This is a genomic window from Dysgonomonas sp. 25, assembly GCF_010501075.1.
Classification (GTDB): Bacteria; Bacteroidota; Bacteroidia; order Bacteroidales; family Dysgonomonadaceae; genus Dysgonomonas.
In genome coordinates, this window is sequence record NZ_QVMN01000003.1 from 162,732 (window position 1) to 187,508 (window position 24,777).

A 24,777-nucleotide genomic window follows, 5' to 3' on the forward strand; every position below is an offset into this window, starting at 1 on the left:
TGTCTTAGTACTACCGGATAACGCATGTTAACCATCTAATTAAAAATAATAATAGAAGAGGCTATGAAGAAAAATCTAAAACCAAAAAGAGCCTATCTGGGCAGAATATGCTTGTTTATTCTGTCTCTGATCTTTACGATCAACCTCTCGGCTCAAAATCAGAAAACAATTACCGGGACAGTGTCCGACGAAAATGGCGAAGCCATTATCGGAGCATCTGTGGGGGTGAAAGGGACTACCAATGCCACCATGACGGAGATAGACGGCAGTTTCTCGCTGAATGTTCCGGATAATGCCATTGTGACCGTATCCTATATCGGCTTTCTGTCGCAGGATATATCCGTTGCCGGAAAAAGCGACTTCCAAATCGTCCTGAAAGAGAATGCTCAGGTATTGGACGAGGTCGTTGTAGTCGGTTACGGAGTGATGCGAAAGAAAGACCTGACGGGTGCTGTTGCCTCCGTATCGGGCGACATTATGAAAGAAAAACCCGTGGCCAGTGTCGGCGAGGCGCTACAAGGGCGTGCTGCCGGAGTACAGGTTGTATCTTCGGGGAAGCCGGGCGATAATGTTTCCTTCCGCATACGTGGTATCAGCACCATCAATAATAGCGAACCGCTGTTGGTGATAGACGGTGTCCCTACCGACTTGGGTATCAATGCCCTCAATATGGATGACGTAGAAACGGTGGATGTGTTGAAAGATGCTTCGGCAACCGCTATCTACGGATCGCGCGGGGCAAATGGTGTTGTATTAGTGACGACCAAAAAAGGAAAATCGGGAAACGGAACAGTCTCGTTCAGCGCTAACTGGGGTATTCAGAGCGCAACCGATATGCCTAAGATGCTGAATGCTTCTCAATATGCTTCGTTGCACAACGAAATGATAAGCAATTACAACAATACGATGGGTGGTAGCCTGATGCAACGTCCCGATTTTGCCGATCCTACCTCTTGGGGAAAAGGAACCGACTGGCTCGATGCCTTGTTCCGTTCCGCATGGATGCAGAACTATTCGGTGTCTTATTCGGGAGGAAGCGACAAAAGCAATTACTATGTTTCGGGCGGAGTATTCGATCAGGAAGGGATTGTTATCAATACTTCCTATCGCCGCTATACAATCCAGTTCAACGGTGAGTCGAGAGTGCGTCCGTGGCTGAAATTCGGAAACAATGTGACCTTGAGTCATGACGTCAAAAAGCAGGGAGGATATGATATCCGCTCTGCAATGGGTGCTTTGCCTACACAACCGATTTATAATGATGACGGAACCTATTCAGGACCGGGCGATCCTGCGTATCAGTATGGTGATATAAAAAATCCCGTTGGCGCCGCTAAAATGAGTAGCGATAAGACAAACGGCTACAATGTTTTGGGGAATATCTATGCGGAGATTAAGCCGATAGATAAAATCACCTTCAAAACATTGGGAGGCGTCGACTTCAAATTCTGGGACAAAAACAGCTTCAGCCCGAAATATGACTGGAAGCCTATTCCGCAACCCGAATCATATCTCTATGAAGAATCGAATAAGAGCCTGACCTATCTGTGGGATAACACACTCACCTATATGGATACATTCAAAGAAGATCATCATGTGAATGTGATGATTGGCTCCAGTGCTCAGAACAATGTATACAATAGAATGAATGCCAGTGTGCAGGGCTTCCTGAGCGACAATAACAATCAGCTGAATAACGGTTTGACTGACCCGACGGTGGGCGGAACGAAAAACGACTGGGCTGTGTTGTCATTCATGGCGCGCGCCAACTATAATTATGCTGATAGGTATATGGTGACGGCAACCGTTCGCCGTGATGGATCATCTCGTTTCTCGAAAGATAATCGCTGGGGAACGTTCTCTTCTTTCTCGGGAGCATGGCGTCTGTCGGAAGAGGCATTCTATAAGCGCAACAAATGGGTAAATGACATCAAATTAAGAGTGGGCTACGGCGAAACAGGAAATCAGGATGGTATAGATAATTACGCCTATTTCACCCGACTGAAAACGGGACAATATGTATTCAACGGCATGCCTGTTTCTACGCTCTATCCGCTGGTGATGTCGAATCCGAATGTGAAATGGGAAACGGTGAAACAATTCAATGCAGGAATCGACCTTACCTTGATCGATCAGCGTATCAACCTGACATTGGATGCCTATATCAAAAATACAACCGATATGCTTGTGCCGATGTCGGTGCCTATTACAACGGGCTATTCGGATATCTATGTGCCGAGCATCAATGCCGGAAAAGTACGGAATAAAGGGGTGGAACTGACAATCTCTTCGCGCAACCTGAAAGGGGAACTGGAATGGAATACCGATCTGAATGTATCATACAACAAGAACGAAGTCGTAAAGATGAATGACGGCGTTCCGTTGTTTGTAGGAGACGATATCAATATGACTAAAATCCGCATCAGTGCGGAAGGCAAACCGGTCGGCTCGTTCTATGGTTATGTGACCAATGGAATCTTCCAGACACAGCAGGAAGTCGATAATTATGCGACACAGGTTGCAGGGGGAACAGCTCCGGGCGACATCAAATTCAAGGATTTGGATAATAACGGGGTGATTAATTCCGACGACCGCACCTATATCGGTAATCCTTCTCCCGAATGGACATTCTCGATGAACAACAGCTTTGCTTATAAGAATTTCGATTTGCAGATATTCCTGCAAGGCGTTGCCGGAAACGATATCTACAATGCCAACCGGATATGGCAAGAGAGCATGTCTGTTCCTCAAAATCAGACGCGGAAGGTATTGGACAGATGGACAGGACCGGGAACAAGCAACAAAGTTCCGCGTGCTGTGTATAGCGACCCTAACCAGAATGCGCGCCATTCGAACCGCTTCATCGAAGATGGTTCTTACCTCCGTCTGAAAAACCTCACGTTGGGATATACCTTGCCTAAGAATTTATCAGCGAAAGCGCATCTGGGCATGGCACGTGTATATCTTTCTTGCCAGAACCTTTACACATTGACCGAGTATTCGGGATTCGATCCGGAAGTCGGTACGAGTGGAGTGGATTTGGGGACATACCCGGTGACACGCACAATAAGCCTTGGCGTAAACGTAAAATTCTAACCCGTGAAAAATAGCATTATGAAAAAGATAATTTATATAGGATTACTATCCGCATTAACGTTATTCGGTTCATGTTCCGACTTTCTGGACAAAGAACCATACGAAGATCCCAGTGCCGAAGCACTGAAAGACGAAGCATCGGCTATCGCTCTGGTAAACGGAGCATATCAGCCGCTTCAACGTCCGAAGCTGTACAATATGCGTATCTGGACATTGGATATTATTGCCGGTAATAGCGAAGTAGGTGCCGGAGGCGGTACGGACGGAATAGAAACCGTTACACTTGCCAATTTTGTGGCTACGGCCGACAATGCTGCTGCATTGGATATCTGGCGTGGACCTAACCCGGGCATTCTGTATTGCAATACCGTTTTGGAGAGTGTGCCATCCATGAATATCAGCCAGTCGTTGAAAGACAGATGTATCGGCGAAGCGAAATTTCTGCGTGCGCACTATTATTTCCTGCTGGTGCAGCTATTCGGCGATGTTCCGATAGCAGTCGAAACGCCTAAGCCGGGCGATAACCTGCATGTTTCCCGCGAGGATAAAATGACTATCTACAACGATATAATCATCCCCGACCTGAAAGATGCAATAGACCTGTTGCCGGTGAGAGAGGAATACTCGGGCAACAATATCGGTCGCGCATCGAAAGGTTCGGCTGCCGGAATGCTGGCTAAGGTTTATCTGACATTGGGCAGGCATCAGGATGCACTGGATATGTGCGAAATGGTTGAGACATTGGGTTATGTTTTGAACCCCGATTACAGCGACTGTTTCGGAGGAGAGGACAGAAATAAGAATACAGCAGAATCGCTGTTCGAGATACAATACTATGGCTTGACCAAAGCCGGATTCTGGGACGATGAAAATCAGGCTTGCTGGTTGAGTACCTATATGGGGCCTCGCAATACCGGATGGGTAGGGGGCGCTTATGGATGGAATCAACCGACGCAGGAGTTTGTCGACCAATACGAGCCGGGAGACTTGCGCAAGGACAAGACCGTTCTCTACGAAGGTTGCCCTGCATTCGATGGCAAAACCTACAGATCGACTATGTCTAATACGGGCTACAATGTGCGCAAATTCTTGGTGCCGCTGACCGTTTCGCCGGATTACAATACAAACTCGGCGAGCGTGATTGTCCTGCGTTTTGCGGATGTATTGCTGATGAAGGCCGAAGCGTTGAACGAACTGGGAAGGACAACCGATGCCGAAGAGCCGCTGTATCAGGTAAGGAAAAGAGCTGGATTGACAGTTCGCGCCGATGTCGAAGGATTGACCGACGACCAGATGCGCGAAAAAATCAGACAGGAACGCCGCATCGAACTTGCATTCGAAGGGCATCGCTGGTTCGATATGGTACGCTGGGATAACGGGCAATATGCGTTAGACTTTTTGCACGGTATCGGGAAAATAAATGCGACGAGAAAACATCTCCTGTTCCCTATCCCACAGAAAGAGAGAGATGCTAATCCAAACTTATCACAAAACACAGGATATTAAATCTAAAAAACAGCACATTATGAAATCATATAAATTATTACCATTCCTGTTGGCTCTTTGCCTGACATTTTTCACGGGATGCTCGGATGACGATAATATAGAGTATAACAAAGGAAATGCTCCGTTGGAAATAACAGCTTCCGGCGAGCAGATCGAACTGGATGACGAAAACCCCGAAGTGGATGCCCTGAAATTTACGTGGACTTCCGGCTCTAACCAAGGGACGGATGCAGCTATCACTTACACTTTCCAGATGGACATACAAGGCAATGATTTTGCCGGAGGAATATCCATCGATTTAGGGCGTGAAGTATATGAGAAGATATACAAAAATGAGGAACTGAACGATATCCTCCTCAACGAATTCGGCATAGCCATCGATACGGACGTTACGTTGGAAAGCCGCATAATAGCGACTGTTGCCGACGACAACGTTGCGCCTGTCATATCTAACATTCAAACGATAACAGTGAAAACGCACAAGCCGATAACAAAGACTTTGTATCTGATTGGCGATGCTACGCCTAACGGATGGAGCGCCGGCGATGCTACTCCGCTGAAGGCGATAACCAATGTTGCCAAAGGCTTTTCGTGGACAGGAAACCTTTCGCCGGGTGAATTTAAGTTTATTACTACCTTGGGTGAGTTTACTCCGTCGTATAACAAGGGTGCAGATGATACAAAACTGTATCTGCGCGAAAGCGGTTCAGATCCGTATGACGATAAGTTCCAGATTACGCAGGGTGGAACTTATACCATCAAAGTGAATCTGATAACCATGCTTATTACCATTACAAGAGGCGAAGGCCCTGAATATACCGAATTGTGGCTTGTCGGGAATCCTACGGGATGGTCGTTTGAGCCGATGACTGTCAATCCGCTCGATCCGTTTGTGTTCCATTACAATGGCGATCTTGCTGCGGGTGGAGAGTTCAAAATCGGTACGGTTGCCGGAGACTGGAATGCCGCTTTCTATCGTCCGGAAGTCGATCAGACAGCAGAGGGAATGAATCTGGATGTGGACAAGTGGGCCGGAAATCCTGATAACAAATGGAATATCACAGGCGGAGTGTATAAAATCAAGCTCGACACACGCGATATGAAAATTGATATTGCGCCGTTCACGCCTTATGCGATGGTGTATCTTGTCGGTGATGCCACGCCTAACGGATGGGATATAGATAATGCTACGCCGATGACAGCAACTTCGGATCCGAATAAATTCACTTGGACGGGTAACCTGAGCGCGGGCGAAATGAAGTTCACCTTAGATAAGCAAAGCGATTGGAACGGAGCATGGTTTATTGCCTCCGAAGCCGATAAAGCCCCTGCCGGAACGGAAGAACAGATGATATTCAACTATCCGGGCGCCGGAGTGGATTATAAGTGGAAAATAACAGCTGCCGGAACGTATACCATCGAACTGGATCAATTGAACGAAACGGTGAGTATCGTAAAACAATAAAACTAAATATATTCACTGTGCCGGTTGCGGCCGGTACAGTGGATGCTCTAAAAGAATAACATTATGAAAAAAAGAATAACATATATCGTAGCCGCCCTTTCGCTGCTTTTGTTTGCTGCGTGCGACGATTTTTACGATACAAAGCATAATCCTGTGACCTATGGCGATAGCTATATGAGTATCAACATAAGTACGGATAAGGCAGTTTACAGTCCGGGTGAAACGGTGCAGTTCGCGCTAAAAGAAACACCCAATACGAACCTCACAGTCCGCTATTCTCATCTGGGGCAGGTGCTGAAAGAGGAATCACTCTCCGGCGACGCTTGGAGCTGGACGGTTCCTGCCGACGATTACAAAGGTTATATGGTCGATGTATATGGAACAGTGGAAGGCGCCGAAAAGGTATACTACAGCATAGCCGTAGACGTATCTTCCGACTGGAAGAAATTCCCGCGCTATGGCTTCCTCTCCTCTTACGGCAAACTGTCGGAGAAGCAGATATCGGATAACATAGCTACGCTGAACCGTTACCATATCAACGGGATACAATTCTACGACTGGATGTATGATCATCAACGCCCTTTAGCCGGAACGGCAGATAATCCGCTGGCATCGTGGTCTGATCTTATCGGGCGGATGAACTATAAATCGACCGTAGAAGGATATATTGCTGCTGCTCACGGCAGAGGAATGAAAGCGATGTTTTATAACCTTGCCTTCGGTGCGTTGAAGAATGCCGCCTCCGACGGGGTGAAAGAAGAATGGTACCTCTTTAAAGACACCAATCACGACGAAAAAGACAATCATCACCTCGATGCACCTTTCCGCAGCAGTATTTACCTGACCAATCCCGCTAATACCGAGTGGCAGGAATACATTGCCGGACGCCACAAGGATGTGTACGAAGTCTTTGATTTCGATGGCTACCATATCGACCAATTAGGAAACCGCGGAACACTATACGATTACAATGGTACTGTTGTGAATCTGCCTGCAGCTTATCCGTCTTTTATTGCGGCGATGAAACAGGCAAGCCCCGACAAACGTTTGGTGATGAATGCTGTCAGCCAGTACGGGCAGGCAGGGATAGCCGCTTCGGATGTCGATTTTCTCTATACCGAAGTCTGGGACGAAAGCAAAACATTCGAGCAATTATCGCAGGTCATTTTGGATAACAATGCATACAGCAGCCGTACGAAAAATACCGTTCTCGCTGCTTATATGAACTATGGCAGATCAAATTCCGCCGGATATATGAATGCTCCCGGGGTGCTGCTGGCGAATGCTGTTATTTTCTCTTTCGGAGGGTCGCACCTCGAGTTGGGAGAGCATTATCTGGCGAACGAGTATTTCCCTAATTCGAACCTGCAAATGAAAGGCGGATTGAGAACAGCGCTTGTGCATTATTATGACTTTCTGGTGGCGTATCAGAATCTGTTGCGCGATGGCGGAGCGTTTGCTAATAATGCAGTGCAATCTGTCGATGGGCAACTGTCGTTCAGCAACTGGCCTGCTGCACAGGGAGACGTGGCTGTCGTAGGCAAGCAATTCATAGGGAAAGAGCTGATTCATCTGATTAATTTTTCCGATGCTAACAGTATGGATTGGAGAGACACGAACGGAACACAAAAAGAACCGCTGCTGGTAACGAATGCCGAAATTAAAATCGCAGTGAATGGTACGGCAAACAAAGTTTGGTTTGCATCGCCTGACGTGAACGGTGGAGTTGCACAGGATGTACAATTCACTCAGTCGGGCAATGAGTTGACGTTCACCCTTCCGTCGCTGAAATATTGGGATATGGTAGTAATAGAATATTAAGGTTAGAGGTTATGATAAAGAAAATCTTATTGGTTATTTCAGGGTTAATACTTTCTTCGGCAATAGCGATTGCCGGAGAATGTATTTCGTATGAGAAGAAAGGAAATCAGGTGATATTCAACTGTAAAGACGGTTCGCGATTATCACTGACAATCAATAGCAGCTCGGTTGTTAAAGTATGGTTCGATCAATCAGGGAAGTTCGTCCGCAACAACGAATCGTTCGCGGTCGTGAATGAACAATTGGAAGATGTAGGCGAAATCAATGTGAACGAAGAGCCCGCTTGCTACGAGATATTTACGTCGAAACTGCGCATCCGGGTAAACAAAAATCCGATGCAGTTGCAGATATTCGACAAGTGGCAGAAGTTAGTCTTCAGCGATTTTCAGGAAAAAGGACACGTTTCCGACGCTACTGCGGTAAAGGCTCATAAAGTATTACGCAGCGATGAGCAATTCTTCGGGCTGGGCGAAAAAACAGGACCATTGAACCGTCGCGGACGTTCGTACAAAATGTGGAACAGCGACCGCCCTTGTTACAGCGTGACCGAAGATCCGCTGGCAAAAAGTATTCCGTTTTTTATGAGTAGTTATCGCTACGGAATATTTCTGGACAATACGTACAAAACCGAATTCAAATTCGGGACGGAGTCGGATGAATATTATTCGTTCGAAGCGCCTGACGGGGCGTTTGTTTACTATTTCATTTTCGGAAAAGATTACAAAGAAATACAAGAACAATATATTGCCTTGACAGGGAAACCGATAATGCCTCCTAAATGGGCATTAGGATTTGCCCAGTGTCGCGGGTTGTATACCAAAGAGATACAAGCATTAGAGATTGCTGCCGAATTCCGTAAGCGGCAGATACCGTGTGATATTATTTATCAGGACATCGGCTGGACACAGAATTTGCAGGATTTCACCTGGCGAAAGGGAAACTATACGAACCCACAAGGAATGCTGCAAACTTTGAAGAAGCAAGGTTTTAAAATGATAGTGTCGCAGGATCCGGTTGTTTCGCAACGCGAAAACCCGCAATGGGTGGAAGCGGACAAGCTGGGCTATTTGGTGAAAGACATCCGCAACGGTAAATCGTACGATATGCCTTGGCCGTGGGGAGGTAACTGTGGCGTGGTAGACTTCACCATCCCCGAAGTGGCTGACTGGTGGGGCAAGTATCAGCAAAAGCCGATAGACGACGGCATAAGCGGATTCTGGACGGATATGGGCGAACCGGCATGGAGTAACGAAGAGGATGTTGATCGCTTGTACATGAAACACCACATCGGTATGCACGACGAGATACACAATGTATATGGATTGACGTGGGATAAGGTTGTGAAAGAGCAGTTCGAAAAACGCAACCCCAATCGCCGTATATTCCAGATGACACGCTCGGCTTATGCAGGTCTTCAACGCTATACCTTCGGTTGGACGAACGATAGTGGTAACGGCAACGACGTCCTGGAAGGATGGGGACAATTAGAAAATCAGGTAGCTGTCGGCATTTCTGCCGGATTGGGTGGAATCCCTTTCTGGACAACCGATATATCGGGCTATTGCGGAGATATAACCGACTATCCTGCTATGGCGGAACTATATACCCGTTGGATGCAGTTCGGTATTTTCTGCCCGTTGAGTCGTGCGCATCACGAAGGCGATAATGCGGCAGAGCCTTGGATGTTCGGCGAAGTAGCCGAGAAGAACAGCAAAGCAGCTATCGAACTGAAATACCAGTTATTTCCTTATCTCTACACCTATTCGCGCAAAGCACACGATACGGGATTGCCTATTACACGCGGCTTGTTTATGGAATATCCGAACGATGAACAGGCTATCAAAGTGGATAATCAATTTATCTTCGGCGAAGAGATATTGGTTGCTCCAGTACTGAAAAAAGGAGAACGCGTGAAACGTGTCTATCTGCCTGATGGTGAATGGATAGACTTTAATGATAAGAAAACGGTTTATCTGGGCGGCCAGATGGTCGCTTATCGCGCGCCGCTGGGTGTTATCCCGATTTTTGTAAAGAAAGGTTCTATCATCCCGATGATGCCTGTGATGCAGTATATACATGAGAAAAAGGATTATCCGTTGTTCATCCATATTTTCCCGAACTATGAGGACGAAAGTGCAACATTCGAATTGTATGAGGATGAGGGCGAGAATCTCGATTATCTGAAAGATATTTATTCCAAGACTGACTTCTCGTGTACGACGTTGGCGGAAGGCTACAATACTGTAATTACGCCGAAAGACAAAGGCTTTGTGCAATCCGAAAAGCGGAATATTGTCCTCAAATATCATCTGGAAGAAAAACCGTCGGGTGTATCGGTAGACGGTAAATCCATCAAACAAGTAGAGGAACGGGCTATTGCCGATAAACTGGATAATGTATCTTCGGTGGAATGGTCGTGGAATGAGGCTACATTGGAGTGTTGGGTGAAATTCCCGGACAAAAGGAAAGGGGTAGAAGTCATCGTCAAAAAATAATGTGAATCACTGGTACAATTATACTTATAAGTTTATCAATGTTATGATAGTTACGAGTTACTTTGTGCTTCGCACAGTTACAAGTTACAAGAAAAAAAGTAACTCGTCAAAAACATCGAAAATGAGTAGAGGTATGTTACTTTTTCGGAAAAGCGTTCTTTAAAGAACTTAGTGAACTTGGTGTAGAACCTTCGTGTCCTCTGTGGTTAAATAATAAAAAGTAACCCAACAAAAAATACAGAATTATTTGTACCGGTTTTAAAATATAAGATGTTGGTAATTAGTTTGTTTTATTTGGATTTGCTCGAAAAAAAGTAACTAAAAGTGGTACAGGAAAGCGACACTTTAGAGGCTTTTTAGGGTAGGAAGCTAATTAGTGATTCGCATACATAACAGCTTTGTGAAAAATAATATATTTAAAAGAATGAAAAAATTAATCTTTCTATTGTGCTTATTCGTTTCAATAAGTATGATACATGCTCAGGAACTAAAATCGCCCGATGGCAACCTGTCGATGACCTTCTCCCTCGAAAAAGGAGGAGTGCCGGCTTATCGGTTGGCCTATAAAGGCAAACAAATAATAAAACCGAGTAAACTCGGACTGGAACTGATTGGCAATACGACCAAAGTAGAATTTGGCGCGGAAATGGATATAAAATCGGAGGATAAAGACCCCAAAAACTCGCTTTACGACAACTTCCGTATCGTAGATACCAGAACGTCCTCTTTCGACGAAACATGGCAGCCTGTTTGGGGCGAAACAAAAGATATCCGCAACCGTTACAACGAATTAGCCGTAACGCTGAATCAGGAAGGAACGGACAGGCAGATGCTTATCCGCTTCCGGCTGTTCGACGATGGACTGGGATTCCGTTATGAATTTCCACAACAAAAGAACCTGATTTATTTCGTTATCAAAGAGGAGCGTACGCAGTTCGCCATGACCGGCGACCATACGGCTTACTGGATTCCGGGCGATTATGATACGCAGGAATATGATTATACCATGTCGCGTTTGTCCGAAATCAGCGGACTGATGAAAGGCGCTATTACGCCCAATGCTTCGCAGACAGTATTTTCCCCAACAGGGGTACAGACATCGCTGATGATGAAAACCGATGAGGGTATATACATCAATCTGCACGAAGCGGCTTTGATTAACTACTCTTGTATGCACTTGAATCTGGATGATAAGAATTTTGTCTTCGAATCGTGGCTGACACCCGATGCTAACGGGACGAAAGGGCATCTGCAAGCGCCCTGCAATACGCCTTGGCGAACTATCCTCGTGAGCGACGATGCGCGCGATATACTGGCGTCTAACGTGACGCTGAATCTGAATGAGCCTTGCAAAATAGAAGATACATCGTGGATTAAGCCGGTGAAATATGTAGGTGTTTGGTGGGAAATGATTACCGGGAAAAGCGAATGGTCGTATACGTACGACTTGCCGAGTGTACAACTGGGTGTGACCGATTATTCGAAAGTGAAGCCTCACGGCCGACATGGTGCAACTACCGAAAATGTGAAACGCTACATCGACTTTGCTGCCGAACACGGCTTCGATGCTGTGTTGGTTGAGGGATGGAATATCGGTTGGGAAGATTGGTTTGGCAATTCGAAAGACTATGTTTTCGATTTCCTGACACCTTATCCTGACTTCGACCTGAAAGGTATCAGAGATTATGCTAAGAGCAAAGGTGTGAAAATGATGATGCATCACGAAACATCGGGTGCTATCCGTAATTACGAACGTCATTTGGAGGCAGCATATGCCTTTATGAACGAAAATGGATATACCTCGGTGAAGTCAGGCTATGTAGGCAATATGATTCCCCGCGGAGAATACCATTACAGTCAATGGCTGAATAACCACTATCAGTATGCGATAGAGAAAGCAGCCGAACATAAAATCATGGTGAATGCGCACGAAGCTACCCGCCCGACCGGGCTTTGCCGTACATGGCCTAACCTGATAGGGAACGAATCTGCCCGTGGAACAGAATACCAAGCCTTTGGAGGCAGCAAGCCCAATCATGCAGCCATCCTTCCGTTTACGCGCCTGATAGGAGGGCCGATGGATTATACGCCGGGTATTTTTGAGATGGATATCGAGAAAATCAACCCCAACAATACATCGCATGTCAATACTACCCTTGCCAACCAATTGGCGCTGTATGTGACCATGTATAGCCCTTTGCAGATGGCGGCGGATTTCCCCGAGCATTACGAACGCCTTTCGGACGCTTTCCAGTTTATTAAGGATGTAGCCGTAGATTGGGACGAAAGCAACTATCTCGAAGCCGAGCCGGGCGAATATGTGACTGTTGCCCGTAAAGCAAAAGGGACAGATAATTGGTTTGTAGGAAATGTTTGTGGCGAGAAGGGTTTTACTTCCAATATCCAATTCGATTTCCTCGAACCGGGAAAACAATACATCGCGACTATCTATTCCGATGCCAAGAATGCCCACTACAAAACGAATCCTCAAGCCTATGAGATACGTAAAGTAGTTGTTACCAGTAAGTCTAAATTGAAACAATATTCGGCTCCGGGCGGAGGGTATGCCATCAGTATCTTTCCCGTAGCAAGTAAGGAACAGATTAAAGGATTGAAAAAGTTATAGCAGGTATTCACCGAAGAATAAGAAAAGAGCTTGTAATTGTGTAGATTATGAGCTCTTTTAAAAAAGAAGAAGACGGAAATCGCTTTCCGCCGCCTTATTTGTTTTCACAACGGAATAATCCTTATTGTGATTAGCTTTCGTTAACAAATATAGATCAAATAGCATTAAAATCCAAATATTCTTTTTAAATTAGGCAAAATATTTTTAGACCTTAATTATGAAAAAGAACGTATTGGGATTAGACCTGGGACCAAACTCTATCGGATGGGCTTTAGTAGAATACATTAAAAATCTTGAAACAGAAGGGTTTTCTCCTTCCGGAATCGTAGGCTTAGGTAGCCGTATAATACCTATGGACGCTGCAATGTTGAGCGACTTCGACAATGGAAACCTGAAAACGCAAACAGCAGAACGAACAAGATATCGTGGTGTCCGCCGCCTTCACGAACGCTATTTATTGCGAAGAGAGCGCCTTCATAGGGTATTGAACATCATCGGTTTCTTGCCGGAGCATTATGCTAAGTATATTGATTTCGGGAAAAAGCCCGGGAAGTTCCTGCTTGATTCGGAGCCTAAAATGGCTTATTCGCTGAATGAAGAAACAGGCAAATATGACTTCTGTTTCAAGGAGTCGTTTGCCGAAATGATACAGGACTTTCTTGAAAAGCAGCCTGACCTTGTAAAGGACGGAAAGAAAGTGCCTTATGACTGGACTATCTATTATCTACGGAAGAAAGCATTGACGGAGAAAATAGCAAAGGAAGAGCTGGCATGGCTGATTCTGCATTTTAATCAAAAGAGAGGCTACTATCAGCAACGAGGCGAAGAGGAAGATATAAACATAAATGAGACGAAAGAGTATCAGAAATTGCAGGTTGTGAGTGTCGAGGATTCCGGCGATAGAAAAGGAGATGCTATATGGTATAACGTGCTGCTGGAGAATGGCGATGTTTATAAACGACAGAGCAAAATTCCGCTCGATTGGGTGGGTAAGACAAAAGAGTTTATCGTCACAACGAAGCTTGATAAAGACAACAACGAGAAGCGCTCGTACAGTATCCCTACTGCCGACGACTGGACGTTGGTAAAAAAACGTACCGAGAAAGAAATCGACGAATCGCATAAGTCGGTGGGTACTTTTATCTATGATAGGTTACTGTCTGATCCGAATCAGAAGATAAAAGGAAAACTCATCCAGACGATAGAGCGTAAGTTCTACCGTAAGGAGCTTAACCAGATATTGAAGAAACAGAGAGAATTTCATCCCGAACTGAATAATCCCGAGCTATACACGCTTTGCATCAAGGATTTGTACCGGAGCAACGAGGCATATCGCAACAGTATTCAGAACAAGGATTTTGTATATCTCTTTATCGACGATATTATATTCTATCAACGTCCGTTGAAAAGTAAGAAGTCGCTGATAGAGGATTGCCAGTATGAATACAGAACCTATAAACATCCTGCGACAGGGATAGTAGAAAAGGTATATCTGAAATGTATATCCCGGTCGCATCCGCTGTTCGAAGAGTTCAGGTTGTGGCAGTTCCTGAAGAATGTAAAGATTATTGCGAAGGGTGATACCTCGGATGTGACTGCTCTCTATCTTCCTGACGAAGAGGCCTATGTTGCTTTGTTTGACCGATTGAAAGAAAAGAAAGAGGTCACACGTAAGTCGTTCCTGTCATCCATCAAAGGTGCCAAGCTCAAAGAGGATGCTTACGAATGGAATTATGGCGACCGTTCGTTGCCTATGTGCCCAACACATGCCGAGTTTGTCAGCCGCCTGAAACAAGTGGGATTGGATGATAGCTTCCTTACGGCGGAGGTCGAAGAACACTTGTGGCATATCCTGTACTCCGTAAGTGACAAGGGCGAATTGGTGCAGGCATTGAAGTCGTTTGCTGTCAGATATGAAATAGCTAACGTAGAAGACTTTGTTGCCGAGTTTAAGAAGGTTAAACCTTTCGATAAGGCATATGCTTCCTATTCGTCCAAAGCTATGAAGAAGCTCCTCCCGCTGATGCGGATGGGAAAATATTGGGATAAGAATGCATTTGACGCAAAGACAAAAGAACGCATCGACAGGCTTATTGATGGCGAAGACTGCGAAGCGATAAGTGAAGGTGTCAGGGAAAAGGTGGCAAAGGAATTAGGTCAGGATTTGAATATCTCCCTATTCAGCGGATTGCCGCTTTGGCTGGCCTGCTATGTGGTATATAACCGTCACTCCGAAGCCAGCGAAACTGCCCGGTGGCAGTCGCCGAAAGATATAGATGATTTCTTGAAAGACTTCAGGCAACATTCGCTTCGCAACCCGGTGGTAGAGCAAATTGTGACCGAAACATTGCGTGTCGTTCGTGATGTTTGGGAGAAATATGGCGATTTATCGGAAATCCATCTCGAATTAGCTCGGGAAATGAAAAGTCCCGCCAATAAACGGCAGGAGATAACCCGCAAGAATCAGGAGAACGAAAATACGAACATGCGTATAAGGGCATTGTTGACAGAGATGAGGAATGAAGGAAAAGATGTCCGTCCCGATTCATTGTCGCAACAAGAACGGCTCAAAATCTATGAGGAAGGAGTTCTTGGCTCAGCTATCGAAATCCCGGAAGATATTATCAAGATTACGCGCCAGAAACAGCCTACACAATCCGAAATCATCCGTTATAAATGCTGGCTGGAACAGGGATATTGTTCGCCTTACACCGGAAAGCCTATTCCGCTGGGACGGCTCTTTACAAGTGAATATGATATAGAACATGTCATTCCGCAGGCTCGCTATTACGACGATTCGTTCACTAATAAAATAATTTGCGAAAGTGCTGTCAACCGGGATAAAGGTAATCTGCTGGCATGTGAATATATCAGACAAAAAGGCGGTACATGGGTTGACTTGGGTAATGGAGATAAAAGGGAAGTCTTGCGATACGAAGCTTATGAGGACTTTGTTAAGCGCAATTTCAAGAACTCGCCATTGAAAAAGAAAAAGTTGCTGATGGACGAAATTCCTGATAGTTTCATTGATAGGCAGATGAACGACACCCGCTATATCAGCCGATATGTGAAAGGCTTATTGTCGAATATTGTAAGGGAAGAGAACGAACAGGAAGCAACATCGAAAAACCTAATTCCCGTTACAGGGGCAATAACAGCCAAACTGAAAGAAGATTGGGGATTGAATGATGTTTGGAATAAAATAATAACCCCTCGTTTCGAGCGGCTTAATGAGCTGACAAAATCAAACAGTTATGGATATTGGGTAGATAGACAAACATTCAAAATACAGGTGCCGGAAGAAAATCAACGAGGATTCAGTAAGAAACGTATCGACCATCGACATCATGCGATGGATGCCCTTGTCATAGCTTGCACAACCCGTTCGCATGTCAATTATCTGAATAATCAGTCTGCAAAAGAGGGAGATTCCCAAAAGAGAGAAAGAGAGAAAAAAGAACTGTTTATTGAGAAAAATAGAGGGAAGAAACTGCTTCGCAAGCCATGGGATACCTTTACGGAGGACACACAGAAAGCTATGGGCGATATCATTATCAGTTTCAAACAGAACTTGCGTGTGATTAATAAATCGACCAATAAGTATCAGAAATACGAAGGAGGTACGAAGAAATTGGTTCATCAGGTAGGCGGTGACAATTGGGCTATTCGCAAGCCTTTGCATAAAGAAACTGTCTATGGCCGGGTAAATCTGCAATTGAAAAGAACAGTAACTCTTTCTGTGGCATTGGACAACTGGCAAATGATTGTCGATAGGGAAGTCCGTGATAAGATAAAGCAATTGGTTAGCGAAAAGTTTGATAAAAAGCAAATCTTAGCCTATTTCAAAAAACTGGATAATCGTTATGCACGGAAGGATATATCCAAGCTCGAAGTGTATTATTATAGCGACGAGAAAGAACCGTTGGTCGCTACCCGCAAAGCTCTGGACAGCACCTTTACGCTTAAAAATATAAATTCGGTAACAGATACAGGCATCCGGCAGATATTGCTTCGCCATCTCGAAAAATACGGAGGTGATACCGAAAATGCTTTCTCTCCCGAAGGGCTTGAGGATATGAATAAACATATCCGGACGCTAAATAATGGGAAGTACCATAAGCCAATTTATAAGGTTCGGGTATCCGAAGCGCTTGGAAGCAAATTCAATGTCGGCGAACGGGGAAACAAAAAGGCGAAGTATGTCGTTGCAGCCAAAGGTACAAATCTCTTCTTTGCTATTTATCAATCAAAAGATAGTAGTAAGCGAAGTTTTGAAACGATTCCGTTAGAGATCGTTATAGATAATCTTAAACGAGGAGAGAGCGCTGTTCCTACTACAAATAATGATGGAGATAAATTGTTATTTACCCTTTCTCCTAATGATTTGGTATATGTGCCAACCGAGGATCAACTGGAGCGGGGAAATATAGATATAAAAGATGTAGCAGGGAACAAGAGCAGGATATATAAAGTTGTGAGCTGTACAGGAAATGAAGTACATTTTATTCCTTATTCTATTGCATGGCCTATTATTCAAGTAACAGAGTTAGGGGCAAATAATAAGGCTCAACGAGCTTGGTCAGGCGAAATGATAAAGGAAACTTGTTTAAAAATAGAAATAGATAGATTAGGAGAAATAAAGCAAATCAAGTAGAGCACATAAGCTAATCACAACTGACTTCATATTAATATTCTTTATGAAAGTAATACTCAGTTATATTTTGCTCTACTCAATTTGCTAAATCTACTAACTCCCCTAATGAGGAGGAGATAGTTCTTACATAGTCTATTAATGAATAGTACAAATGTAATGAATAATGATTACTTATTTGTTTGAGTAATTATTATATTTACAAATATAAGTTATTATATAATATGAAGTCATAAAAGATTATTGTTAAATTGTTAAAAAAATAAAAATTATTACATTTTCAAAAAAGCGATCATGTTTTAAGTGTAAATATTCTGATTATTAAATAATTATATGAAGTTATGATCAAAAAGACCCTATATTTCGGAAACCCGGCCTACCTTAGCATGGCAAATAAGCAGATGATAGTGAAATTGCCGGAAGTAGAAAATGCAGATGTTCCGGAGTCATTTAAAGAACGCTCTAAAGCGAGTATTCCGATAGAAGATATCGGGGTCGTTATTTTGGACAATAAACGGATAACGATTACACACGGACTGATAGAAGAATTATTGGATAATAATGTAGCCCTTGTAACTTGCGATTCCTCGCGAATGCCTGTCGGGTTAATGCTCCCTCTTTGCGGACATTCAACGCAAACAGAGCATTTTCGTGAGCAAATCGAGGCTACCCAGCCACTCAAGAAGCAGCTTTGGCAACAAACAGTCAAAGCGAAGATAAAAAATCAGGCAACCCTTCTCGAATCTACGCGAAATGTAGATGCTACGCCGATGTTTAAATGGGTTGATGATGTAAAGAGCGGAGATCCTGATAATTACGAGGCACAGGCTGCCGCCTATTTCTGGATGAATATCTTTCCTGATATTCCGGACTTCCGTCGTCACAGGGAAGGAGTTCCTCCCAATAATTTGTTGAATTATGGTTATGCTATTTTGCGTGCAGTTATAGCCCGTGCTATTGTTTCGGCTGGCATGTTGCCGTCTTTGGGTATTTTTCATCGGAATAAATACAATGCCTATTGTTTGGCCGATGACATTATGGAACCTTATCGTCCGGTGGTAGATAAGGTTGTAATTGATATTGTTGCTTCTGGGGTTGATATCTCCGACTTGGATATTGAACTAAAGCAAACACTTTTATCTATCCCGGGACATGATGTGGTGATGAATGGCAAACGCCGTCCTTTACTGGTCGCAGCCTCTCAAACAGCAGCAAGTTTATATAAATGTTTTTCGGGGGAAGTTCGGAAGATTGTATATCCTGATATAATTGTCTGATCGAAATGGGCTTGTCCAGATTAAATGAATATAGAATTATGTGGGTAATGGTATTTTTTGATTTGCCGACCGAGACAAAGAAAGAACGAAAAATGTATTCGGACTTTCGGAAGAAGCTTATACAAGATGGTTTTACGATGTTTCAGTTTTCGATCTACTTACGTCATTGCGTTAGCCGAGAAAATGCCGCTGTACATATTGCACGGGTTAAAAAGAGTTTACCTCCTAAAGGTTATATTGGAATTTTATGTGTTACGGATAAACAATTTGAAGCGATGGAACTTTTCTATGAGAAAGAAGAAAAGAATATTTCTACCCCATACCAACAGTTAGAGTTATTTTAGAAAGCAAAAAATCGGGAGTATTCCCGATTTTTCTGTTTGGATATACACTTTTTTCTGATCCTAAATTTTATTGTAATTGTTTGATATATAGCCTTAATAATGAGGGTATGTTGTATATCCTCTGCTAAGTTACAAATTTTGAAAGCTAATTACAACCGCCAAACGTGCTTTCGTTTTCAAATCATAGTTGTATATCCTCTGCTAAGTTACAAATTTTGAAAGCTAATTACAACAGGATCTTGCGCCGGTATACGTATGTCATAGTTGTATATCCTCTGCTAAGTTACAAATTTTGAAAGCTAATTACAACAAACGGATAGGTACGCTTAAAGACGGATTTGTTGTATATCCTCTGCTAAGTTACAAATTTTGAAAGCTAATTACAACTTACAGAACGAAATAAACCCATTTTATTAGTTGTATATCCTCTGCTAAGTTACAAATTTTGAAAGCTAATTACAACAACACAATTTAATTATGGCAGAAGAAACGAGTTGTATATCCTCTGCTAAGTTACAAATTTTGAAAGCTAATTACAACGGCTGTCAATAAATCACGAACTTTCTTTTTGTTGTATATCCTCTGCTAAGTTACAAATTTTGAAAGCTAATTACAACATATGGAAATAAATGGAAATAATCTTGCTTGTTGTATATCCTCTGCTAAGTTACAAATTTTGAAAGCTAATTACAACAGAAAATCATTAGATTTTTTTCAAGTTCTTGTTGTATATCCTCTGCTAAGTTACAAATTTTGAAAGCTAATTACAACATAGTCCCGAGTTTTCAGAAGCATGGATATGTTGTATATCCTCTGCTAAGTTACAAATTTTGAAAGCTAATTACAACCGAAAAAAACAGAATCTCATAAGCCTCTATGTTGTATATCCTCTGCTAAGTTACAAATTTTGAAAGCTAATTACAACTTGATGGAGCGAAATATATCGGAGTTGCAAGTTGTATATCCTCTGCTAAGTTACAAATTTTGAAAGCTAATTACAACTTTAACTCTTCACTGTTCATTCGTTCTAATGTTGTATATCCTCTGCTAAGTTACAAATTTAGTAAACAAAATATTCTGCTCCAATGATTATTCCTTTCTATTTATCTCACTTGGGGCTGTACCAAAATGTTTCGTGAAACAACGGGTAAAGTACTTCGGGTCGTTAAATCCTACCTCATACGCTATTTCAGATATGCTCATATTACCCTTGCTGTTTTGCAATAATTCATATGCAACAGATAATCGATAATTACGAATAAAGTTGCCTGGAGACTGCCCTGCCAAGGTATGCATTTTTCGATTCGTAACACTCTTACTCATGCCTATTGCGTCTATGAAATCACTAACTTCATATTCTGGATTCCTATAATTCTCTTTTACAATTTCTATAGCTTTCCGTAAAAATCTATCATCAATGGATTCTTCTGCAATATTCAGTTCGTTAACGTCCATTTTTAAACTGAATCTGCGCTGATATGCCCGCCTGCTCTCTAATATATTATTAATCCGCGTCAATAGCAATTCCTCATCAAAAGGTTTGGAGATAAATTCATCTACTCCTGTTTTAAAGCTACAGATGCGCGTTTCAACATTTGTTTTTGCCGTAAGCATCAAAAACGGTATGTGTGATATCGTATAATCCGATTTCACCTTTTTCGATAATTCGAGTCCGTCCATTACAGGCATCATCAGATCGCTTATAATAAAATCGATATTTTTGGACTTGATAATATCCAACGCTTCCTCTCCATTACTGGCTTCTAATACTTTATAATAATCGGATAAGATGGATCGGATATATTTTCGCATATCGTGATTATCCTCGACGACAAGAATATGTAGTTTTTGCTCACCTAATATATTTTTCAGAGGATCATTTTCCATGTCAATCGCTTTATCATCCATCGTTGCATCTATTTCTGTTGATGTGACAGATTTTTCTCTGAAAAGAGGTAGTAAAACCCTGATCGAAGCTCCCTTTACATGATTGTTTTTTGCTTCAATACTACCACCCTGAATAGTTATAATTTTCTTAGACAAGTATAAGCCTATACCTGTTCCACTTTGTCCCGATATAGGATATTGCTCATTATCTTTTGATTGATAAAAGCGGTTGAATATTCTGCTTCTGTCCTCTTCGCGTATACCTATGCCTGTGTCTTGTATGCAGAGATATAATGTCTCTGTATTGTTATTTTTATCCGCTAATGACGTCAGATATATTGAGACGACACCATTGTCAGGTGTGAATTTTATCGCATTCGACATCAGATTTGTTACAACCTTTCGGATAGCTTCTTCGTCGTACAATACATAAGGATGTATGAGCCTGTAGAACTTCCTGATAACTATATTGCGTTCGTTAGCATAAGATTCGAAAGGATATAAGATTTCGTTCAGAAAATTAATCAAGTTTCCTGTAACAGGATTAAAAGGCATATTACCCGATTCCACCTTTCGGAAGTCCATCAACTGATTCACCAAAGATAAAAGATGCTTTGAATTACGGGCTACATATTGAAGTTGCTCAATAACCTTTTGATTTGTACTCAATTTCAAGGCTCTCTCGATTGGCCCGATGATCAAGGTGATAGGCGTTCGGAATTCGTGAGTTATATTGGTGAAAAATGATATTTTGTCTGATGTTGCTTCTTGTACCTTTTTAGACATGTCAATCAGCTGCTTCTGCTGCGAAAGAATCTTCTCATTCTGAGAGACTAACATTTCGTTCTGAAACTTCAATTCCATCGCCTGATCCTCTAATAATGCTTTTTGCTCTTTCAGCACCTGAGTCCGTTCTTCTACTTTTTTGTGTAAAATCTCTCTTTGCTTTTTGAAACTTTGTACTCGCCAGCGATAAAATGATACAATCCCAATAAAGATAAATAACACGCAAAGTGCTATAAACCAGCCTGTCTTATAGAAAAATGGATGGACGGTAATATCGATTTCGCTTATATTATCTGTCCAATCATGATTCCCCGACATACTTCTCACCTGCAAGGTATAAGCTCCCGGTTTCAGATTGGTATAGCTGACGAAACGACGGTCTGCCTGCACGTCAACCCAATCATCTTCGAATCCGAGCAACCGGTACGAATAGACCACTGTCGATGGATTATCATAATCCATTGCCGAAAATTCAATTGAAAAGGACTTATCTCTTTCGTGCAAATCAATATGGTCTGCATATACAATATCCGTTTCAAGGTATTTTTCGTTGCTCCACACCGTTTTGTTCAATACTTGCAACTTAGTGAATGTCACTTTCTCCCTTTTGGGGAAAAGGTATTGATTGTTACCTTTCAACTCGCTAAGTCCCCCCATATTACCTAAGTAAAGATTCTTATTGGTGGGCGATTTATATCCCGCATTCCAGTAAAACTGCTCATTGACCAACCCGTCATATTTCGTATAGTTTACAAAATGAGACGTCTCGGGGTCGAAACAAGACAATCCATAACCTGTGCCTATCCACAACAATCCTTGCTCGTCTTCCAAAATCCCAAATGCAGCATTGTTTACCAATCCCTGATTTTGGGTATATGCCTTAAAAATATACTCTCCGTTTTCTTTTGTCAGCCTGCATATACCATATCCATTGCTCCCCAGCCAAATATCCTTTTTGGAAGTTTGATATATGGATGTGATGGTTTTGAAGAACAATTCACTGATTTTGTCTTCTATGGTGAGATAGCGGGCTGGACATGTAAATGTATCACGATCGAATTGGTGCAGGTCGATCTGGAGCAAACCTTTAGATGTACCCAGCCACATACAATCGTCTTCATCTATCAGGCAGCCCAATACCCCCATAATGTTTTTAGTAATGGATTCGGGTAAAGGTTGTCTCATTGTATGGGTTTCATCATCAAAGAAGAATATATTTCTGTTCGTACCTACCCACATACCTCTATTTATAGAATCGTACTTGAGCACAGCTATATAATCCAGTCCCACATCATTATGTATTTCAAATGCTTTTTGTTGGATTTTATTCAGAGGCAGTATATTAATGCCTTTACCCCATGTCCCTATCCAAAGATTTCCCGAAGCGTCCTCCTCCAGGGTACTTACCGAATTGTGGCTAATGCTGCTCGTTGCTGTCGTGAAATGTAAAAATCCATCTTTACCTTTCAGTTTTAAGTTTAAACCTCCTTCTACAGTCCCTACCCATAAATTACCTTTGCTATCTTCCAGAATAGCATTTACTGGATTGGGAGAAATACTCTTAGGATTGTTCTTATCATGAATATAGTTACGAATAGCCAATCTCCGGAGAGACATTTTATTCACACCACCGGCTTCGGTACCTATCCACAGGGTATTATCATCGGCCAATAAGCAATTGACAAAGTCACTGTTGAGTGATGACTCATCTTTTCCGTGACAGACATGCTCAAATGTATTTGAAGCGGGATCATAAAAGTTCAACCCTCTGAGAGTACCCACAACCAATGTCCCATCTCCGGTGAGAGCAAGATCTGTTATCATATTCTGCGACAAGGATGCCGGATCGTTCGCATCATGGAGAAATACCTGGAAGCTTTTATCTGTCAGATTATATCTGTACAAAGCTCCTTCGGTACCTATCCAGATATGGTTCTCTTTTTTTAGTATACTCGAAATAAAAACACTTGGGTTTCTTAATGGTATATCATTAACCAAGACGGGGACTAAGATACCCGATTTGCCGGGCAGAATGTGATAGATGGCACCTGCGCTCCCAACCCACATTTCACCATCTATCTCACTGATTGTAGTGAACGAAAAAGAAGATTTCGAATCTGCTTCATTCGTCGAAGAAATATTCTCTATCGAGCCTTTTTCGTCAAAATCAATTTTGAGTAGTTCCGTCGTTGACAAAATCCAGATACTACCTTTTGTATCTTTCAGTATAAAAGAGGCTGAAACATCCGCTATGCGGGCAAGGAACTCTTTCCCGCTTGCAATATCGGACTGAGTCATCATTTTCAGGTCTATAACATCGATGCCCGAAGTCGAAGCCACCCACAATCGGTTGTAATCGTCCTCACAAGTCTTTTTTATGAAATTACTCTTGAGAGCTATGGGGCTACTATTGACATCGAACTGGAGGCACTCGTAACCATCGAAACGGCACAATCCTCCACCTTGAGTAGATATCCAGATAAAGCCATGTGTATCCTTGAATATATCATCTATGAAATTGCCGGAAAGGCCATTTTCGACTGTTATCGAACTGAAGATACATTCAGACGAAACTGAATTCTGGCTACTGGCTGAATGAGTAGACAGAATATGTATGAGCATGATTATCAATAGCCAATTATATGTGTTTCTCATAGTACAGGTCGTTTGTTTTTTTAAAATTAATGATAATATTTTGAAAAAGCACCCGGTTAAGTGTAAAAAATACAATTGTCCACCTGAAAGGGCCAATTGTCCACCTCTAAAATAAACAAGTAATTTATATTTGCGTACAGAGATTGGAGGGAATTATAGAAAAAGGTT

At 42.7% G+C, this 24,777-nt stretch carries 10 protein-coding genes and 1 CRISPR repeat array; of the genes, 9 read left to right on the forward strand and 1 reads right to left on the reverse strand.

What is annotated here, in order from left to right; genetic code table 11:
* The first annotated feature begins 63 nt into the window (after positions 1 to 63).
* From D0T66_RS06355 to cas2, 9 genes are all read left to right on the forward strand, one after another.
* On the forward strand, positions 64 to 3,096 hold the full coding sequence (locus D0T66_RS06355; protein WP_163356414.1) for a TonB-dependent receptor: 3,033 nt from the start codon (positions 64 to 66) through the stop codon (positions 3,094 to 3,096).
* An 18-nt stretch (positions 3,097 to 3,114) separates the two neighbouring features.
* Positions 3,115 to 4,602 (forward strand): RagB/SusD family nutrient uptake outer membrane protein, encoded by a 1,488-nt coding sequence (locus D0T66_RS06360; protein ID WP_163356415.1) that lies wholly within the window; start codon positions 3,115 to 3,117, stop codon positions 4,600 to 4,602.
* Positions 4,603 to 4,621: 19 nt separating this feature from the next.
* Positions 4,622 to 6,067 carry a SusF/SusE family outer membrane protein gene (locus tag D0T66_RS06365; protein WP_163356416.1) on the forward strand — a complete coding sequence of 482 codons (1,446 nt, stop codon included), beginning with the start codon at positions 4,622 to 4,624 and terminating at the stop codon, positions 6,065 to 6,067.
* A gap of 63 nt (positions 6,068 to 6,130) precedes the next feature.
* On the forward strand, positions 6,131 to 7,888 hold the full coding sequence (locus tag D0T66_RS06370; RefSeq protein WP_163356417.1) for a glycoside hydrolase family 66 protein: 1,758 nt from the start codon (positions 6,131 to 6,133) through the stop codon (positions 7,886 to 7,888).
* Between the two features lie 11 nt (positions 7,889 to 7,899).
* Positions 7,900 to 10,383: a glycoside hydrolase family 31 protein gene (locus tag D0T66_RS06375; RefSeq protein ID WP_163356418.1), complete on the forward strand. Its 2,484-nt coding sequence runs from the start codon at positions 7,900 to 7,902 to the stop codon at positions 10,381 to 10,383.
* Between the two features lie 424 nt (positions 10,384 to 10,807).
* Positions 10,808 to 13,009 carry a glycoside hydrolase family 97 protein gene (locus tag D0T66_RS06380; RefSeq protein WP_163356419.1) on the forward strand — a complete coding sequence of 734 codons (2,202 nt, stop codon included), beginning with the start codon at positions 10,808 to 10,810 and terminating at the stop codon, positions 13,007 to 13,009.
* 217 nt (positions 13,010 to 13,226) lie between these two features.
* Positions 13,227 to 17,663, forward strand: a complete 4,437-nt coding sequence (gene cas9, locus D0T66_RS06385) for a type II CRISPR RNA-guided endonuclease Cas9 (RefSeq protein ID WP_163356420.1) — start codon at positions 13,227 to 13,229, stop codon at positions 17,661 to 17,663.
* A 338-nt stretch (positions 17,664 to 18,001) separates the two neighbouring features.
* The gene (cas1, locus tag D0T66_RS06390) at positions 18,002 to 18,937 is read left to right on the forward strand and encodes a type II CRISPR-associated endonuclease Cas1 (protein ID WP_163356421.1); all 936 of its coding nucleotides are present in this window, start codon (positions 18,002 to 18,004) and stop codon (positions 18,935 to 18,937) included.
* A 38-nt stretch (positions 18,938 to 18,975) separates the two neighbouring features.
* Positions 18,976 to 19,281 (forward strand): CRISPR-associated endonuclease Cas2, encoded by a 306-nt coding sequence (cas2, locus tag D0T66_RS06395; RefSeq protein WP_255489750.1) that lies wholly within the window; start codon positions 18,976 to 18,978, stop codon positions 19,279 to 19,281.
* 109 nt (positions 19,282 to 19,390) lie between these two features.
* A CRISPR array of direct repeats spans positions 19,391 to 20,343; the repeat unit is 30 nt; unit sequence GTTGTATATCCTCTGCTAAGTTACAAATTT.
* Between the two features lie 27 nt (positions 20,344 to 20,370).
* Here the strand turns inward: cas2 and D0T66_RS06400 are convergent.
* Positions 20,371 to 24,609, reverse strand: coding sequence for a two-component regulator propeller domain-containing protein (locus tag D0T66_RS06400; protein WP_163356423.1), 4,239 nt, complete (start codon positions 24,607 to 24,609; stop codon positions 20,371 to 20,373).
* Between the last annotated feature and the right edge of the window lie 168 nt (positions 24,610 to 24,777).

Excerpts from the sequence above, each read along its gene's own strand:
- D0T66_RS06355 (WP_163356414.1), top strand. The coding sequence starts at position 64 with ATGAAGAAAAATCTAAAACCAAAAAGAGCCTATCTGGGCAGAATATGC.
- D0T66_RS06360 (WP_163356415.1), top strand. The coding sequence starts at position 3,115 with ATGAAAAAGATAATTTATATAGGATTACTATCCGCATTAACGTTATTC.
- D0T66_RS06365 (WP_163356416.1), top strand. The coding sequence starts at position 4,622 with ATGAAATCATATAAATTATTACCATTCCTGTTGGCTCTTTGCCTGACA.
- D0T66_RS06370 (WP_163356417.1), top strand. The coding sequence starts at position 6,131 with ATGAAAAAAAGAATAACATATATCGTAGCCGCCCTTTCGCTGCTTTTG.
- D0T66_RS06375 (WP_163356418.1), top strand. The coding sequence starts at position 7,900 with ATGATAAAGAAAATCTTATTGGTTATTTCAGGGTTAATACTTTCTTCG.
- D0T66_RS06380 (WP_163356419.1), top strand. The coding sequence starts at position 10,808 with ATGAAAAAATTAATCTTTCTATTGTGCTTATTCGTTTCAATAAGTATG.
- cas9 (WP_163356420.1), top strand. The coding sequence starts at position 13,227 with ATGAAAAAGAACGTATTGGGATTAGACCTGGGACCAAACTCTATCGGA.
- cas1 (WP_163356421.1), top strand. The coding sequence starts at position 18,002 with ATGATCAAAAAGACCCTATATTTCGGAAACCCGGCCTACCTTAGCATG.
- cas2 (WP_255489750.1), top strand. The coding sequence starts at position 18,976 with ATGTGGGTAATGGTATTTTTTGATTTGCCGACCGAGACAAAGAAAGAA.
- D0T66_RS06400 (WP_163356423.1), bottom strand. The coding sequence starts at position 24,609 with ATGAGAAACACATATAATTGGCTATTGATAATCATGCTCATACATATT.